This is a genomic window from Streptomyces sp. NPDC048416 (assembly GCF_043200435.1).
GTDB lineage: Bacteria > Actinomycetota > Actinomycetes > Streptomycetales > Streptomycetaceae > Streptomyces.
The window spans coordinates 20,682-36,480 of the sequence record NZ_JBICXU010000030.1; the positions used below are offsets into that span (position 1 = coordinate 20,682).

14 protein-coding genes are annotated in these 15,799 nt (G+C 71.7%); 8 read left to right on the forward strand and 6 right to left on the reverse strand.

Annotated elements, in window-relative coordinates:
- Positions 1–109: 109 nt before the first annotated feature.
- From ACGFW5_RS28655 to ACGFW5_RS28665, 3 genes are all read left to right on the forward strand, one after another.
- Positions 110–586: a VOC family protein gene (locus ACGFW5_RS28655; RefSeq protein WP_393837194.1), complete on the forward strand. Its 477-nt coding sequence runs from the start codon at positions 110–112 to the stop codon at positions 584–586.
- 181 nt (positions 587–767) lie between these two features.
- Positions 768–1,388: a hypothetical protein gene (locus ACGFW5_RS28660; protein ID WP_393837195.1), complete on the forward strand. Its 621-nt coding sequence runs from the start codon at positions 768–770 to the stop codon at positions 1,386–1,388.
- 80 nt (positions 1,389–1,468) lie between these two features.
- Positions 1,469–1,834, forward strand: coding sequence for a hypothetical protein (locus ACGFW5_RS28665; RefSeq protein ID WP_393837196.1), 366 nt, complete (start codon positions 1,469–1,471; stop codon positions 1,832–1,834).
- 532 nt (positions 1,835–2,366) lie between these two features.
- On the opposite strand, the gene ACGFW5_RS28670 is transcribed toward ACGFW5_RS28665, so the two are convergent.
- The gene (locus ACGFW5_RS28670) at positions 2,367–3,659 is read right to left on the reverse strand and encodes a methyltransferase domain-containing protein (protein WP_393837197.1); all 1,293 of its coding nucleotides are present in this window, start codon (positions 3,657–3,659) and stop codon (positions 2,367–2,369) included.
- Here ACGFW5_RS28670 and ACGFW5_RS28675 point away from each other — a divergent pair.
- The 4 genes from ACGFW5_RS28675 to groL all read left to right on the forward strand — a co-directional run bounded on the left by ACGFW5_RS28675 (position 3,658) and on the right by groL (position 7,802).
- Positions 3,658–4,566: a polysaccharide deacetylase family protein gene (locus ACGFW5_RS28675; protein ID WP_393837198.1), complete on the forward strand. Its 909-nt coding sequence runs from the start codon at positions 3,658–3,660 to the stop codon at positions 4,564–4,566. The genes ACGFW5_RS28670 and ACGFW5_RS28675 overlap by 2 nt on opposite strands.
- Before the next feature lie 19 nt (positions 4,567–4,585).
- Positions 4,586–5,494, forward strand: a complete 909-nt coding sequence (locus tag ACGFW5_RS28680) for a polysaccharide deacetylase family protein (protein WP_393837199.1) — start codon at positions 4,586–4,588, stop codon at positions 5,492–5,494.
- Between the two features lie 260 nt (positions 5,495–5,754).
- Positions 5,755–6,063 carry a co-chaperone GroES gene (groES, locus tag ACGFW5_RS28685; RefSeq protein WP_330459340.1) on the forward strand — a complete coding sequence of 103 codons (309 nt, stop codon included), beginning with the start codon at positions 5,755–5,757 and terminating at the stop codon, positions 6,061–6,063.
- A 113-nt stretch (positions 6,064–6,176) separates the two neighbouring features.
- The gene (gene groL / locus ACGFW5_RS28690) at positions 6,177–7,802 is read left to right on the forward strand and encodes a chaperonin GroEL (RefSeq protein WP_393837200.1); all 1,626 of its coding nucleotides are present in this window, start codon (positions 6,177–6,179) and stop codon (positions 7,800–7,802) included.
- 90 nt (positions 7,803–7,892) lie between these two features.
- On the opposite strand, the gene ACGFW5_RS28695 is transcribed toward groL, so the two are convergent.
- The 5 genes from ACGFW5_RS28695 to ACGFW5_RS28715 all read right to left on the reverse strand — a co-directional run bounded on the left by ACGFW5_RS28695 (position 7,893) and on the right by ACGFW5_RS28715 (position 13,664).
- Entirely contained in the window at positions 7,893–8,921 is a 1,029-nt protein-coding gene (locus ACGFW5_RS28695; RefSeq protein WP_393837201.1) for a hydroxyacid dehydrogenase, read from the reverse strand.
- A gap of 58 nt (positions 8,922–8,979) precedes the next feature.
- The gene (locus ACGFW5_RS28700) at positions 8,980–9,849 is read right to left on the reverse strand and encodes a carbohydrate ABC transporter permease (protein ID WP_393837202.1); all 870 of its coding nucleotides are present in this window, start codon (positions 9,847–9,849) and stop codon (positions 8,980–8,982) included.
- Entirely contained in the window at positions 9,846–10,706 is an 861-nt protein-coding gene (locus ACGFW5_RS28705; protein WP_393837249.1) for a carbohydrate ABC transporter permease, read from the reverse strand. The genes ACGFW5_RS28700 and ACGFW5_RS28705 overlap by 4 nt, the downstream gene beginning before the upstream one ends.
- Positions 10,707–10,953: 247 nt before the next feature.
- Positions 10,954–12,282 (reverse strand): ABC transporter substrate-binding protein, encoded by a 1,329-nt coding sequence (locus ACGFW5_RS28710; protein ID WP_393837203.1) that lies wholly within the window; start codon positions 12,280–12,282, stop codon positions 10,954–10,956.
- 125 nt (positions 12,283–12,407) lie between these two features.
- Entirely contained in the window at positions 12,408–13,664 is a 1,257-nt protein-coding gene (locus ACGFW5_RS28715; RefSeq protein WP_393837204.1) for a substrate-binding domain-containing protein, read from the reverse strand.
- A gap of 271 nt (positions 13,665–13,935) precedes the next feature.
- On the opposite strand from ACGFW5_RS28715, the gene ACGFW5_RS28720 reads away from it, so the two are divergent.
- Entirely contained in the window at positions 13,936–15,795 is a 1,860-nt protein-coding gene (locus ACGFW5_RS28720; RefSeq protein ID WP_393837250.1) for a DUF2264 domain-containing protein, read from the forward strand.
- The last annotated feature ends 4 nt before the right edge of the window (positions 15,796–15,799 follow it).

Here is a 15,799-nt window from a genome sequence, read left to right on the forward strand (position 1 = left end):
CGGCTGTCGGCTCCCCGGCGTACGCGTACCGCGATGAGTTCCGGGCGCGGGGCCGGTCTACCGGGTGATGCCGCCCGCACCGGGTCCGGCGACGACGAGGAGGCCCACGATGACCGCGAAGATCACCCAGAAGATCACCCCCTTCCTCTGGTTCGACAGCCAGGCGGAGGAAGCCGCCGAGCACTACGTCTCCATCTTCGGCGGCGACTCGCGCGTCCTGGGGATCACCCACTATTCCGAGTCGGCGCCGGGCGAGCCCGGCGCGGTCATGACGGTCGACTTCCTGCTCGCGGGCCAGCGGTTCACCGCGCTCAACGGCGGACCCCAGTTCTCCTTCACCGAGGCGGTCTCGCTCGCGGTGGGGTGCGAGGACCAGGAGGAGATCGACCGGTTCTGGACACGGCTCGCCGAGGGCGGCGAAGAGGGGCCCTGCGGCTGGCTGAAGGACAAGTACGGGCTTTCCTGGCAGATCGTGCCCGCCGAACTGCCCGAACTGCTCGGCTCGGGCGCGGAGAAGGCCGACCGGGTCATGGCGGCGGTCATGGACATGAAGAAGCTCGACCTCCAGACCCTGCGGGACGCCTGACGAGCCGGGCGCGTGGGGCCCGGCCGGACCGCTGGGCCGCCGGGCGGCCGGACCGCTGGGTCGGCGGACGGGCGTCGCGGAGGGGGGCGGGTGTCGCGGAGGGAAAGGATCCGGCCGACTGTAGTGAACATGACCCAGGGTGGGCGCCGGTCCCGGGGGCGCCCCCGATAATCTCTGGCGCATGCCGTCCAGTTCGCCGCTTCCTCCCTCTCCGCCTCCGGCCGAGATACGCACCTGGCGCGACCGCAACGCGCTGCTGGCCGACCGGGCCCAGGCCCTGGAAGCGCTGGTCAAGGGGTACTTGGGAGCGGGCAGGCTCGGGCTGCTCTGGCTGTACGCGGCGCTCTTCGCGCTGGGCTGGTCGCTGGTCGGCGCGGCGCTCACCTCCCTCACGGACGTCCTCACCGCGATCGTGGGCGGGCTGCTCCTGCTCCTCGGCCTCGGCGTGATGATCCCCGCCGGGCTGGCCGTCGGGTTCGGCCTGCGCACCGACCGCAGGATCCGTGAACTCCTGCGCCAGTGGGCGGAGTTGGACCGGGATCCGGTGCTCGACCGCAATCTGGGCAGGCCCGGCCTGAGCCTCGCCTGGCTCGTTCCCTCGGCCGTGCTGTGCGGGGCGGGCCTGACCGTCTGCCTGGTGCTGCCCGCGACCGCCGACCCGGGGCACGACACGTACGCCGTCGTCGTCTACGGCATGGGGCTCGGCCTGATCTGCTGGCTCACCGGTCTGGTCGGCGTGGTGAAGGCGGCGGCGTACCGGCGCTGGGTGCAGCGCTCGCTCGCGCTGGCGGCCCGGCGCTGAAGCCGCGCTCCGAACCCGGCTCTATCCTGGGGAAGTTGCGGCGCCGCGCGGCGGCACATTCCGGGGGAAGGACGGTCGTCATGGCCTGGTACTGGTGGATTCTGATCGTTTTCTGGATGGGCGGGTTCGGCTGGGCGATCGACAACGGCCGGACGGCTCTGCGGACGCGGCACGAGCGCAAGATGGAGCGGCTTGAGGCGGCCCGGCAGGAACGTCTCGCCGTCGAGGCCGCGCACAAGACGCCGGAGCCGGTGTGCGGGTGCACGCACCATTTGGCCAAGCATGCCAAGGGTGGGAAGTGTCATGAGCGGGTTGAGGTTCCGGTCGCCTGGGACGAGAGCAAGAAGCCGCTGCGGTTCGAGGCGGGGCAGTGCAACTGCCAGCAGTACGTGGGGCCGCAGCCCCTCGCCCAGATCTACGCGGAACCCCTGACCGACCTGGACTGACCCCACCTTGCGCAGTTCCCCGCGGCCCTGGCGGGGCTGTTTCTTGGCGGGGTGTTCGGTTGAGGCCGCTTCAGCCTGTCCGGCGTTTGAGGACGAGCGCCCTTTAGGCGCGAACGGGGTCTGGGGCGGAGCCCCGGAGGCCCGGCTTTCGGGTGCGGATTGTGCGTGGTTGGTCGCGCAGTTCCCCGCGCCCCTGGCGGGGTTGTTTCTTGGTGGGGTGTCCGGTTGAGGCCACCTCAGCCTGTCCGGCGATTGAGGACGAGCGCCGTTCAGGCGCGAACGGGGTCTGGGGCGGAGCCCCGGCAACCCCGCCGTTTTCGGGTGCGGATCGTGCTGGGGCACCCGCGCAGTTCCCCGCGCCCCTGTAGGGCACCCGGTGCCGGTGGTCGCGTCGGCCGTGGCGGAGCCGCGTAAAGGGCACAGCCCCGCGGCCCTGTAGGGCACCCCGTACGGCGTGGTCTCGTCGGCCGTGGCGGAGCCGCGCAAAAGGGCGCAGCCTCGCGCCCCTGTAGGGCACCCGGTGCCGAGGTGGTCAGGCTGGGTGGCCCAGGAGCATGGTGGGGGCGCCGGCCACCCTGGTCAGGAAGACCGTCGCCGAGTTCGGCCCCCGCGGCTTCACCCTGCGGCGGATCTCCTCCGGCTCCACCGCCGAACCCCGCTTCTTCACCGTCAGGACACCCACCTCCCGCTCCCGCAGCAACGCCTTCAACTTCTTCAGGTTGAACGGCAGTTGGTCGGTGATCTCGTACGCCGATGTGTACGGGGACGCGTACGGCGCGTCACTCGTCACGTACGCGATCGTCTCGTCGATCAGCCGGCCCCCGCACCGCGAGACGATCTCGGCGACCAGGTGCGCGCGGATGACCGCGCCGTCCGGCTCGTACAGGTAGCGGCCGACCGGCCCGACCGGCGGCGCGGCGAGCGGGGTGGCCGTCCACAGGTCGGCGGACGCGGGCAGCAGGGTGGCGCGGACCGCCCCCGGGGTCGTCCCGCCGCCGAACCACAGCACCGCCTCCTTCACATCGCCCCCGTCCGAGATCCACTCCGCCTCGGCCTGCGGCGGGATCGCCTCGTGGGGGATGCCGGGCGCGATCTTCAGCGCGGCGAAGGGGGCCGCGAGGGCCGCCGAGACCGCCCACGACAGGGGCGGTGAGTACGCCTCGGGGTCGAAGATGCGGCCCCGCCCGCCCCGCCGTGCCGGGTCCACGAAGACGGCGTCGTACGGGCCCGTGTCGATGTCCGTCACATCCGCGCAGCGCACCTCGATCAGCTCCGCGAGGCCGAGCGCCGCCGCGTTGGCGCGGGCCACCGCGGCCGTCAGCGGGTCGCGGTCGACCGCGAGGACCGAGATCCCGGCCCGCGCGAGGGCCAGCGCGTCGCCGCCGATGCCGCAGCACAGGTCCGCGACGCTGCGCACGCCCCGCGCGGCGAAGGCCCGCGCGCGGTGGGCCGCGACCGAGGCGCGGGTGGACTGCTCGACGCCGTTCGGCGTGAAGAACATCCGGTACGCGTCCGCCTCGCCGAACTTCGCGACCGCCCGCTGCCGCAGCCGCGCCTGCCCCAGCGCCGCCGACACGAGCTCCGGGCCGTGCTCGCGGCGCAGCCGGGTGGCGACCGCGAGTTCCTGGGAGGGGTCGTACTCCCGCAGGGAAGCGAGCAGGGCGCGGCCCTCTTCGGCCAGCAGGAGGGAGAAGGTGTCGAGGTCGTTCACCCCGCCATTGTCGTCCAGGAGCGACCCGGCTGTGGGCCAGGCGGGCGACGGTGGGCCCGGGACGGCGGTGTCGTGCGGGTTGCGGGGTTCCCGCCTGACAGGATGCGGCGCCATGCAACTAGTAGGACAAAAGGGTAAAACCCACACCAGGGTCGCCGCCTGTGCCGCACTGGGACTCGCCGCCGCCCTCCTCGCCTCGGGCTGCTCGTCCGAGGACGCCGGCTCGGGGCGACCCGGGCCCCAGGCCGCCAAGCAGGGCCCCGCCGGAGCCCTGGCCAACTACTCCGAGCAGCTGAAGCGCGCCGAGACCGCCCGGCTCGCCGCCGTCAAGAAGTGGGGGCTCGCCAAGGCGCCCCTGCTCGCGCCCCCCGCACCCGCCGTCAAGCCGAGGATCACCAACCGGCCGGGGTTCGAGACGGACGGCGGCGACTCGCTGCCGCCCGTCTTCACCACCGTCCCGACCAAGGACAAGATCGTCTTTCTGACGATCGACGACGGCGCCGAGAAGGACCCCACCTTCCTGAAGATGATGCAGGAACTGCGCATCCCCTACAGCGCGTTCCTCAGCGACTACCTCGTGAAGGACAACCACGAGTACTTCAAGAAGATGCAGGGCCTCGGGGTCACGCTCAACAACCACACCATCAACCACCGCTACATGCCGGCGCTCTCCTACGAGGAGCAGCGGCACGAGATCTGCGACCAGCAGGACAAGATCGGCCAGTGGGCGGGCAAGCGGCCCCGGCTGCTCAGGCCGCCGTACGGGAACTACAACGAGGACACCCTCAAGGCGGCCAAGTCGTGCGGGATCACGGCCGCGCCGCTGTGGGCGGAGGAGGCCTTCACCGACCACATGGAGTGGCGCGAGTGGGACCAGGACCTGCACCCCGGTGACATCATCCTGACCCATTTCCGCGGGCGCGCGGACTGGAACGGGACCATGCCCGACATGGTCCGCCAGGTGATGAAGGTGATCACCGACAAGGGGTACGCCGTGGCCCGTCTTGAGGACTACGTGTGAGCGGGCCCGGGGAGCCGAGGTGAGGCGGGCGCGCCGGTTGCGGGCCGCCCTGGCCGGGCTGCTCGCGGCCGGCGCGCTCCTCGGCCCGCTGGCCGGGTGCTCGGAACCGGCTGCGCCCGTCGCCCCGTTCAGAAGGCTCGGACACCGGGCCGCCCAGCACACCGTGCCGCGCGCCGGGTCCGACGCGCGGATGGCCGCCGCACGGCGCTGGGGACTCGCCGCCCCACTGCCGCCGGCCCCGCGGCCACCGGCCCGCCGGGCCGGCGCGCACATGCCCTTCGTCGTCGACCGCGTCGCGGTGCGGGCGAAGGTGGTCTTCCTGACCTTCGACGACGGGCCGGGCGATGACCCCGCCTTCCCGCGCATGGTCCGCGATCTCCACCTGCCGCTCGCCCTGTTCCTCACCGGCGACGGCGACGGCGACGGTAGCGGCGGCGGCAGCGGCGGCGGCGGCGGCAGCGGTACGGGGACGGGTGCCGGGGCCGGCGCCGCGGTCGCGTCCGCCCGCGCCCGCGTCGACGAGCTGCGGGCCCTGGGCGCCGGAGTCCACAACCACACCCTGAGCCACCCCGACCTGCGGACCCTGGACTACGCGCGGCAGCGGGCGGAGATCTGCGGCCAGCAGGACCGGCTCGCCGCCCGGTTCGCAAGCCGCCCGAGACTGTTCCGGCCGCCGTACGGGGCGTACGACGCGGGCACCCTGCGCGCCGCGCGGGAGTGCGGGGTGCGCGCGGTCGTGCTGGCCCGCGTCACGATGACGGCCGACGGCCCGCGGTATGCCAGGGGCGCCCGGTCCCTGCGTCCCGGTGACATCGTGCGGGTCCGGCTGCCGGATCCCGGCGCGAGCGCGACCCGGCTGACCGCGCGGCTCCTGGAACACATCAGGGCCCGGGGGTTCACGGTGGGCCGCATCGAGGACTACCTCTGAGCGGCCGGGTGCGCCGGGCCAGGCCTGGCCGAAAACTGCGCGGTGGGTGGCCTGGAACCCCGGCGCGCGTCCGCCGCGACGGTGCGAGATTGGCACTCCGCTTGACCGAGTGCTAACCGCCGTCCTAGTCTCGCTTCTGGCACTCCCCACCGGAGAGTGCCAGTAGCGACGGGCAGGTCCGGCACCCGCGACGACGGATCCACCTGGTCGCCACCCCAGACAGTTAACCCCGTGAGATCTCCGAAGGGGGAGACCGGACCGTGACGACCACCAGCTCCAAGGTTGCCATCAAGCCGCTCGAGGACCGCATTGTGGTCCAGCCGCTCGACGCCGAGCAGACCACCGCCTCCGGCCTGGTCATTCCGGACACCGCGAAGGAGAAGCCCCAGGAGGGCGCCGTCCTCGCCGTGGGCCCGGGCCGCTTCGAGAACGGCGAGCGCCTGCCGCTCGACGTGAAGGTCGGCGACATCGTGCTGTACAGCAAGTACGGCGGCACCGAGGTGAAGTACAACGGCGACGAGTACCTCGTCCTCTCGGCTCGCGACGTGCTCGCGATCATCGAGAAGTAATTTCACCGAAGCGAATGCTTTGAGAGCTGCGCCCCTGGTCACCCCGCTGATTGCCGGGCGGCGAGGGGCGCAGTGTCATGAACCCGAGTTTTCGAGAGGGCTGAACCGCTCCCATGGCGAAGATCCTGAAGTTCGACGAGGACGCCCGTCGCGCCCTTGAGCGCGGCGTCAACAAGCTGGCCGACACGGTGAAGGTGACGATCGGCCCCAAGGGCCGCAACGTCGTCATCGACAAGAAGTTCGGCGCCCCCACCATCACCAACGACGGTGTCACCATCGCCCGCGAGGTCGAGCTGGACGACCCGTACGAGAACCTGGGCGCCCAGCTCGTCAAGGAGGTGGCGACCAAGACCAACGACATCGCGGGTGACGGCACCACCACCGCGACCGTGCTGGCCCAGGCGCTGGTCCGCGAGGGTCTGCGCAACGTCGCCGCCGGTGCTTCCCCGGCCGCCCTGAAGAAGGGCATCGACGCCGCGGTCAAGGCCGTGTCCGAGGAACTTCTCGCGACCGCCCGTCCCATCGAGGACAAGACCGACATCGCCGCCGTGGCCGCGCTGTCCGCCCAGGACAAGCAGATCGGCGAGCTCATCGCCGAGGCCATGGACAAGGTCGGCAAGGACGGTGTCATCACCGTCGAGGAGTCCAACACCTTCGGTGTGGAGCTTGAGTTCACCGAGGGCATGGCCTTCGACAAGGGCTACCTCTCGCACTACATGGTCACCGACCAGGAGCGTATGGAGGCCGTCCTCGACGACCCGTACATCCTGATCAACCAGGGCAAGATCTCCTCGATCCAGGACCTGCTGCCGCTCCTGGAGAAGGTCATCCAGGCCGGCGCCTCCAAGCCGCTCCTGATCATCGCCGAGGACGTCGAGGGCGAGGCGCTCTCCACCCTGGTCGTCAACAAGATCCGCGGCACGTTCAACGCCGTGGCCGTCAAGGCCCCGGGCTTCGGCGACCGCCGCAAGGCCATGCTCCAGGACATCGCCACCCTCACCGGTGCGACCGTCATCGCCGAAGAGGTCGGCCTCAAGCTCGACCAGGCCGGTCTTGAGGTGCTGGGCACCGCGCGCCGCGTCACCATCACCAAGGACGACACCACGATCGTCGACGGCGGCGGCAACAGCGCCGACGTCGAGGGCCGCGTCAACCAGATCAAGGCCGAGATCGAGTCCACGGACTCCGACTGGGACCGTGAGAAGCTCCAGGAGCGCCTTGCGAAGCTGGCCGGCGGCGTCTGCGTGATCAAGGTCGGCGCTGCCACCGAGGTCGAGCTCAAGGAGCGCAAGCACCGTCTGGAGGACGCCATCTCCGCGACCCGCGCCGCGGTCGAGGAGGGCATCGTCTCCGGTGGTGGCTCCGCCCTGGTGCACGCCGCCAAGGTCCTGGACGGCAACCTCGACAAGACCGGCGACGAGGCCACCGGTGTCTCGGTCGTGCGCCGCGCCGTCGTCGAGCCGCTGCGCTGGATCGCCGAGAACGCCGGCCTTGAGGGCTACGTCATCACCTCCAAGGTGAGCGAGCTCGACAAGGGCTTCGGCTTCAACGCCGCGACCGGCGAGTACGGCGACCTGGTCAAGGCCGGCGTCATCGACCCGGTCAAGGTCACCCGCTCCGCCCTGGAGAACGCCGCCTCCATCGCCTCCCTGCTGCTCACGACCGAGACCCTGGTCGTCGAGAAGCCGGCCGAGGAGGAGCCCGAGGCCGGTCACGGCGGTCACGGTCACTCCCACTGACGCACCCCGTCAGCGGTAGCCGCACGTAGGTGAGGCCCGGCATCCCCTTGGGGGGTGCCGGGCCTTCGGCGTTCTGGTACGGCCGCCCGGTTACGCCGAGCGTCCCAGGGACAGCGGGTGGACCGGGTCCGTGAACGGCAGGCCGACGGCGAAACGCTCCACCTCGTCCAGTGCCTGATCGGCCATCCGGTACAGCTCGTTGCCCAGCGAACCCGCGATGTGCGGGGTCAGCAGGACGTTGGGAAGGTCGTACAACGGGCTTTCGTGGGGCGGTAGTTCGGGGTCCGTCACGTCGAGGACCGCGTGCAGGCGGCCGCTGAGCAGTTCGGCGAGCAGGGCCGGTTCGTCCACCAGGGAGCCACGCGCGGTGTTGATCAGCGTGGCGCCCGTCGGCATCAGGGCCAGCCGGCGCGCGTCGATCATGTGGTGGGTCTCGGGCAGCTGGGGCGCGTGGACGGAGACGACGCTGCTGCGGGCGCAGAGCGCGTCCAGGCTCACCTGTTCGACGCCGAGCGATGCCGCTTGTGTCGCGCTCACGTACGGGTCGTACAGCAGGACCTCGAAGTCGAAGGGGCGCAGGAGCTCGATGACGCGCCGCCCGACGCGGGAGGCGCCGACCAGGCCGAGAGTGCGCCGGTAGTTGCCGGTGTGCTCGGTCTCGCCGAGCCAGGCGGGAGCGGTGCGCAGCTCGGCGTACCGCTGGGCGGAGCGCAGCACCTCCTTGCCCGCGAAGAGGATCGCGGCCAGCGTGTACTCGGCGACCGGCAGGGCGTTGGCCGCGGCTGCCGACGTCACGGCGATGCCGCGTTCCCAGCACGCGTCGGTGATGTGGTGCTTGACGGAGCCGGCCGCGTGGACGACGGCGCGCAGCTGCGGGGCCGCGTCCAGGACGTCCTTGGTGAGCGGGGGAGCGCCCCAGCAGGTGAGCAGGACGTGGGCCTCGGCGAGGGCTTCGGCGACCGGGCCGGTGGGCGTCGTGAGGTCGTGCGCGACCAGATGGGGATCGGTACGGGTGAGGGCGGTGAGCCGGGTGCGGTGACGCTCGGCGAGCAGACGGTCCGCGATGCCGGGACCCATCGCGAGCAGCAGCGCGGGCCGATTGTCAGTGGTGTGGTGCATGGTGGGAATCGGGCTCCTCACGAGACGTCGGCCGGGGGTAACGGGATGCCGGGGCCGGTCATTTGACGCTGCCTGCGGCGAGTCCGGCCCTCCAGTGCCGCTGGAGACAGACGAAGGCGACGATCAAAGGGATGACGGCGAGGAGAGAGCCGGTGACGACGAGAGGGTAGTAGCCCGGTTCGGCATGGGTGTTGCTGTTCCAGGCGTACAGACCGAGGCTCAGCGGGAAGAGCTTCTGGTCGCTGAGCATGACCAGGGGGAGGAAGAAGTTGTTCCAGATCGCGGTGAACTGGAAGAGGAAGACGGTCACAAAGCCCGGCATCACCATGCGCAGACCGATCGACCAGAACGTGCGCAGCTCGCCGGCGCCGTCGATACGGGCGGCCTCAAGGGCCTCGTCGGGGATGTAGCTCGCACTGAACACCCGGGACAGATACACCCCGAACGGATTGACCAGAACGGGTATCAGGACCGACCAGTACGTGTTGACCAGGCCGACCCTGCTCGCCAGCAGGTACATGGGCAGCGCGAGCGCCGTGGTCGGCACGAGCACCCCGAGCAGGACGGCCCCGAACAGCTTCTCCTTGCCGCGGAAGACGTACTTGTCGAAGGCGTACCCCGCGGCCACGGAGACCAGCGCGCAGACGGCCGCGCCGCCGCCCGCGTACAGAAGGGAGTTGAGGTACCAGCGGAAGTAGACGCCGTCGTTGTACGAGGCGAGCTGCGACAGGTTGTGGCCCAGGTCGAAGCCCTTGAAGGAGAACGCCTCGCCCGAGAGCAGGCTGCCGGTGTCCTTGGTGGCGGCCGTGACCAGCCACACCAGGGGGAAGAGCGTGTAGAGGACGGACAGCAGCAGCGCGCCGTTGACCGCGGTCCTGGAGAGCCAGCGGCTCGGGGGCCGGGGCGCGGCAGTGGTGGGGGAGGTCATGCCGTGGCGCCCTTCCGGTTGGTCAGGCGGGTGACGACGAAGGAGAGCAGGGCCGCGGCCAGCGCGAGGAGCACGGCCGATGCGGCCGCGAGGCCGTAGTCGTTGCGGCTGAACGCCGCGGTGTAGGCGTACATGTTGGGCGTCCAGGTGCTGGTGACCGTCGAGCTGCCGCCCTGGTTGAGGATCAGCGGCTCGGTGAAGAGCTGGAGCGAGCCGATGACGGTGAAGAGCGCCACCATCATCAACGAGCTGCGGATCAGCGGGAGTTTGATGCCGAACGCGGTGCGCCACTCGCCCGCGCCGTCCACGGTCGCCGCCTCCAGGACGGAGCGGTCGATGGCCTGGAGCGCCGCGTAGAAGATGACCATGTTGTAGCCGAGCCATTCCCACAGGGCGATGTTGACCACGGAGGGGAGCGTGCCGCCGGCGGAGAAGAAGCTGAAGCCGACGCCGCCGGAGTTCATGGCCTTCACGACCGGGCTGAGACCCGGGGTGTAGAGGTAGACCCAGATGAGCGCGGCGATGATGCCGGGCACGGCGTGCGGCAGGAACAGGGCGAGCTGGAAGAAGCGGCGGGCGCGGGCCAGCGTCGAGTCGAGCAGCAGCGCGAGCGCGAGGGCGCCGCCGACCATCAGCGGGATGTACACCACGCAGTACCCGGCGAGCACCCAGAAGCCTTCGCGGAAGGCGCGGTCGCCCAGCGCCGCGGTGTAGTTGTCGAGCCCGCTGAACACGGAGCGGGCGCCGCCGAAGCCGAGCCCAGACTGCTTCTCGGTGAACAGGCTCAGCCATACCGCGTACCCGATCGGCACCACCGTCACGGCGGTGAACAGGACGAAGAACGGGGTGAGCAGCATCGCGGCGGCAGCCCCGGTGCGGCCACGGCTCCGGCTGCGGACCTGGAGGGGCACCCGGCGGGCGGGCCGGGGCGCGTACGCCGTGGCGGGTACGCCCGCCGTGTCGTCGCCCCCGGCTGCGGCCCGGGCGGGGCCGTCCCCGGCCGCGGCCCGGGCGGTGCCGTCGTCGGCGCCGGGCGGCGGGGTGGGTGGGGGCCCGCCCGGCGTTGCGGCGAGGCCCGCGGCTCGGCCCTTCGTCGTCATCCGGTCAGCCCTCGACCTTCAGGCCGCGCTTCTTCAGCTCGGTCACCGTGGCGTCGTGGGCCGCCCGGATGGCGTCGGTGATCTTCACCGACCCGCCGGCGACCTTGCCGAGCTGGTCCTTGAGCGTGGTGTTGGTGGTGCCCATGCTCGGGCCCCAGCCCCAGTCGGCGTTGATCGAGCTGCCCGCGGCGTCGAAGAGCTGGTAGACGTCCTGGCCGGAGTAGAACCTCGCGTCGAACGCCTTCTTGGCGGCCGGGCGCAGCGCGATGTCGGCAGGGAAGGCGCTCGACGTACCGGACTTGATGCGGGCGTCGATGCCCTGCGCGGTCGTCGACATCCACGTGGCGAACTCCAGGGCGGCCGCGGTCTTGGTGCTGCCCTTGGTCACGGCCCAGGTGGAGCCGCCGAGCATGCCGCTGGCCGGCTTGCCGTCCCAGGTGGGGACGGGGGCCACGGCCCACTTGCCGCTCTGGTCGGGGACGGTGCCGCTGAGCACGCCCGCGCCCCACGAGGCGCCGAGGTAGCCGACGGTCGAGCCGTCCTTGAGGGAGGCCGTCCACTCGGGGCTGAAGGAGACCGCGTTCTGGACCAGCTTGTCGTCGAGCAGGCCCTGCCAGTAGTCGGCGACCTTGTGGGTGGCGGCGTCGGCGGTGTTGAGCTTCCAGGTGTCGCCGTCGGCCTTGAACCACTGGGCACCGGCCTGCCAGGCCATCGCCTCGAACGTGGTCGGATCGTCGGGGAAGAAGGTGCCGATGCGCGCCTTCGGGTCGGCCTGCTTCGCCTTCTGGGCCGCCGCCCTGAACTCGGCCCAGGTCGTGGGGACTTCGATGTTGTTCTTCGCGAAGAAGTCCTTGCGGTAGAAGTAGGCCTGGGGCGCGGCGTCGAAGGGGATCGCCCAGTTCTTGCCGCCGAGGGTGGTCTGCTGGATCGCCTGCGGCAGGAACCGCTTCTTGAGGTCGTCGGTGACGTACGTGCTGATGTCCTGGAACGAGCCCTGGCTGACGAACTCGGGAAGCATCGGGTATTCGACGGTGACGAGGTCGGGCGCGTTGCCCGCCTTCACGGCGTTGGAGATCTTCGCGTAGCCGCCGGCGTTGCCGGAGGGGATCTCCTCGAACTTCACCCGGATGTTTTTGTGGGAGGCGTTGAAGGCGTCCACCACGTCCTTGGAGCCCTTCTGCCACGCCCAGAAGGTGAGCGTGACGGGCTTGTCGGCGGTGCCCTTGCCCGCGTCGCCCGTCTTGCCGTCCCCGCCACCGCAGGCCGTGAGCACGGCGAGCGCGGTGGCGGTGGTGACGAGGGCGGAGGTCGATCTGCTCCAACTACGGCTCACGGAACGGCTCCTGAACGTGTGGGGACGAGGCGATGGCCGCGATCCTTGGCCCAGTTCTGACCGAAGTCAAGAGCGAAAGTTCGATTGATCGAAAAAAGATCAGAGAGCGGGTGAACGGTCGGGGTTCAGGAGCGAACGCTCATTGAGCGCCCCATCGGCTCGGGCGGCGCTCCGCACGACGCCCGGACCCGCAGCCTCGGCAGCAGATCGACATGGCGCCGCGGCGTCCCCTCGGCCGCGCCCCCGCCGTTCGCCGAAGCGCCGCGCAACCGCTCGATCAGCAGCTCGGCAGCGTAGCGCCCGACCTCGTGCTTGGGCGGCGCGACCGCGGTGAGCGGAATGTCCGCGAGGGCCGCCACCTCGTCGTCGTACGCCACGAGCGCCAGGTCGTCCGGCACCCGCACGCCCAGCTCGCCCAGGCGCTGCACGATCCGGATGGCGTCCACGTCGTTGTGGACCAGCGCCGCCGTGGCGCGCCCTTCCATGACCGCGGTACGCAGCGCCCGCACGGCCGTCTCGAAGCCGGCCGGATCCGCCTCGGCCGACACCGAACCGATCACCGGGAGGGGCGACTCCAGGCCCAGCGCGTCGAGCGCGTGCCGGTATCCGGCGCGCACCGCGATCGCCGTGGGGCTGTCGGCCCGGGCCACTAGCAGGGGCGTCGGGTGCCCGAGTCCGAGCAGGTGGCGCACCGCGATGAGCACGCCGTGGCTGTGGTCGGAGCAGACCCGGTCCAGGTCGTCGAGCTCCCGGCCGGGCACCCCGCGGCGCTCCAGGAGGACCGTCGGCACGGGCAGCCCGGCGATCCAGGCGCCGTGCTCGACCGGATCGTCCGGCTCCTTCCAGCCCGGCGCGATCAGCAGACCGTCGGCCCCGGCCGCGAGCAGCCCGGCCGCCCGGCCCGCGTCCTCCTGCGGCCGGTAGTCCGAGATCCGCAGGACCAGCCGGGCCCCGGCCGCCGCGGCCGCCTCGTGCGCACCCCGGATGACCTCGGCGAAGTAGTACGTGGCGTTCGGCGCCAGCATGCCGATGACGAGGTCGCGGGGGCCGGACCCCGCCGGGCCGGAACCGTGGCCCCCCGGGCCGGAAGCGAGGCCGGGCCCGGACCCGGACCCGGGGCCACGATGGGCGTACGGGGTGCCTGGGGCCCCGGGGGTGCCTGGAGTGACCGGGGTGCCTGGGGAGCCGTCCCCGGCGCCGGGCCAGGAGACCGAACCGTGCATCCGCTCAAGGCGCCCCTCGGTCGCCAGGAACTCCACGTCCCGCCGCACCGTCACCGGCGAGACCCCCAGGTGGGAGGCGAGTTCGGAGACCCGGGCCGAGCCGCGCCCACGCACCAGCTCCAGCAATCGGTCATGACGTTCAGCAGCGCTTTCACGCACGGCGGCAGCCCCTTCGCGGTGTGGTGGCCCGGTGGCCATGACCCTAACGGAACGTGATCGAACGACGAGAGTTTCGATCATTCGGTCGGATCCATTGACGTTCGATCATGTGAAGTCCTACGTTCCCAAGGATTTCGCGGGGCAGTCTGTCGCCGTCGCCGTCGCCGTCGCCGTCGCCGTGGCTGTCGCTGTCGCTGTCGCTGTCGCCGTCGCCGTGGCTGTCGCCGACTCCGCACTTCTGTCCGACCCGCCCCCGAGGGAGCATCGCACCATGCCCATCCCCTCCGAGAACCGTGGGCTCAGCCCGTACACCGGCTGGACCCGCGAGCACTGGGAGCGCTCGGCGGACCAACTCCTGCTGGCCGTCCGGCCCTTCGCCTCACCGGGGAAGGGGCTCATCAACCTGCCCGGCGCGCGGCCCAGCCGGTCGGGGCCGCGCTCGGACGGCCTCGAAGGCTATGCCCGCAGCTGGCTGCTCGCCGCCTTCCGGGTGGCCGGCGACCGGGGCGCCGACCCGCACGGGCATCTGGAGCGCTACGCCGAAGGCCTCGTCTCGGGGACCCGGCACCCGCTCCCCACGGGCGAGCCGGGATCGGCGTCGCCCGATGCCTGGCCGCTGACCACCCACGTCCCACAGGCGATCGTCGAGTCCGCGTCGGTCGCCCTGGGGCTCCGGCTCACCCGCCCCTGGCTGTGGGACGGGCTCGACGACGGCGCCCGGCAACGCGCCGTCGACTGGCTGCTGCCCGCGCTCGGGCCCTCCCCGGTCGACAACAACTGGTGGCTGTTCGGCCTCACCGTCGCCGGATTCCTCCAGGACGTGGGCATCGAGACGGACCGGGCCGCGGCCACCATCGACCGCGCCCTTGAACGCATCGACCGGTGGTACCTCGGCGACGGCTGGTACAGCGACGGACCCAACCGCTCCTTCGACCACTACAACGCCTGGGCCCTGCACTTCTATCCCGTGCTGCACGCCCACCTGAGCGACGACGCGGAACTCCTGGCCCGCTACGGACCCCGCCTGCACGCCCAACTCGACGCGCACAGCCGCCTGTTCGGCTCCGACGGCGCCCCGATGCCCTACGGCCGCTCGCTGACCTACCGGTTCGCCGCCGCGGCCGCGCCGTGGCTCGGCACCCTCACCGGCCACACCCCGCTCACCCCCGGGGCCACCCGCCGCCTGGCCTCGGGCACCCTGAAGCACTTCCTCGACCGTCCCGCGGGCAGCGGCGCGACCGACGAGGCCGGGCTGCTCACGCTGGGCTGGCACGGCCCGTACCCGCCGGTGATCCAGCACTACTCGGGCCCCGCCTCCCCGTACTGGGCGGCCAAGGGCTACCTCGGACTGCTCCTGCCGCCCGAGCACCCGGCCTGGACGGCGGTCGAGGAGCCGCTGCCCGCCGAGACGCAGGACGCGACCCTCCCCCTCGGGCCGACCGGTCTGCTGATCCAGTCGACCGCGGCGGACGGCGTGGTCCGGCTCCACAACCACGGCAGCAACAACCACGTGGACGGCGGCACGGGCGATGACCCCTGCTACTCCCGATTCGCGTACTCGACCCGCACGGGACCCACATCGAAGGGTGTGCCCGACAACCACTTCGGGCTTCTGTCGCAGGGCGCGTCCACCACACGCGGGCCCGCCGTTCCGCTCGGCAGCGGGCCCGGCTGGGCGGCCTCGCTGTCCGAGCCGCGGCCCGGCCCGCCCGGCGTGCGCATCGTCTCGGTCACCCTGGCGCACGGCCGCGCCGAGGTCCGCGCCCACCTGGTCGTCGACGCCGTCCCCGGCACCCCCGTACGCCAGACCGGCTGGGCCGTCACCCCGGGCCACGCGGCCCAACTGCACCCCGTGCACGGTTATGCGGGGGAGGCCTGCCAACTGGCCGCCGGATCAACCCTGTTCGGGCCGGGATCGCACGTCCGGGCACTGCACGGAACGACCGGCGCCCCGCCCTGCCTCTTCGTCGCGCTGGCCTCGCTCACGGCGCAACCGGACCCGGACCCGGTCCACGCGCTCGCCGACATCCAGGTGACCGGCCACACCGTACGGGTGGCCTGGCGGGACGGACCCGCCTACCGGCTCACGCTCGGCCCCGCATCGGTGGACGTGCGTACGGAGGGTGGGTGAGCTC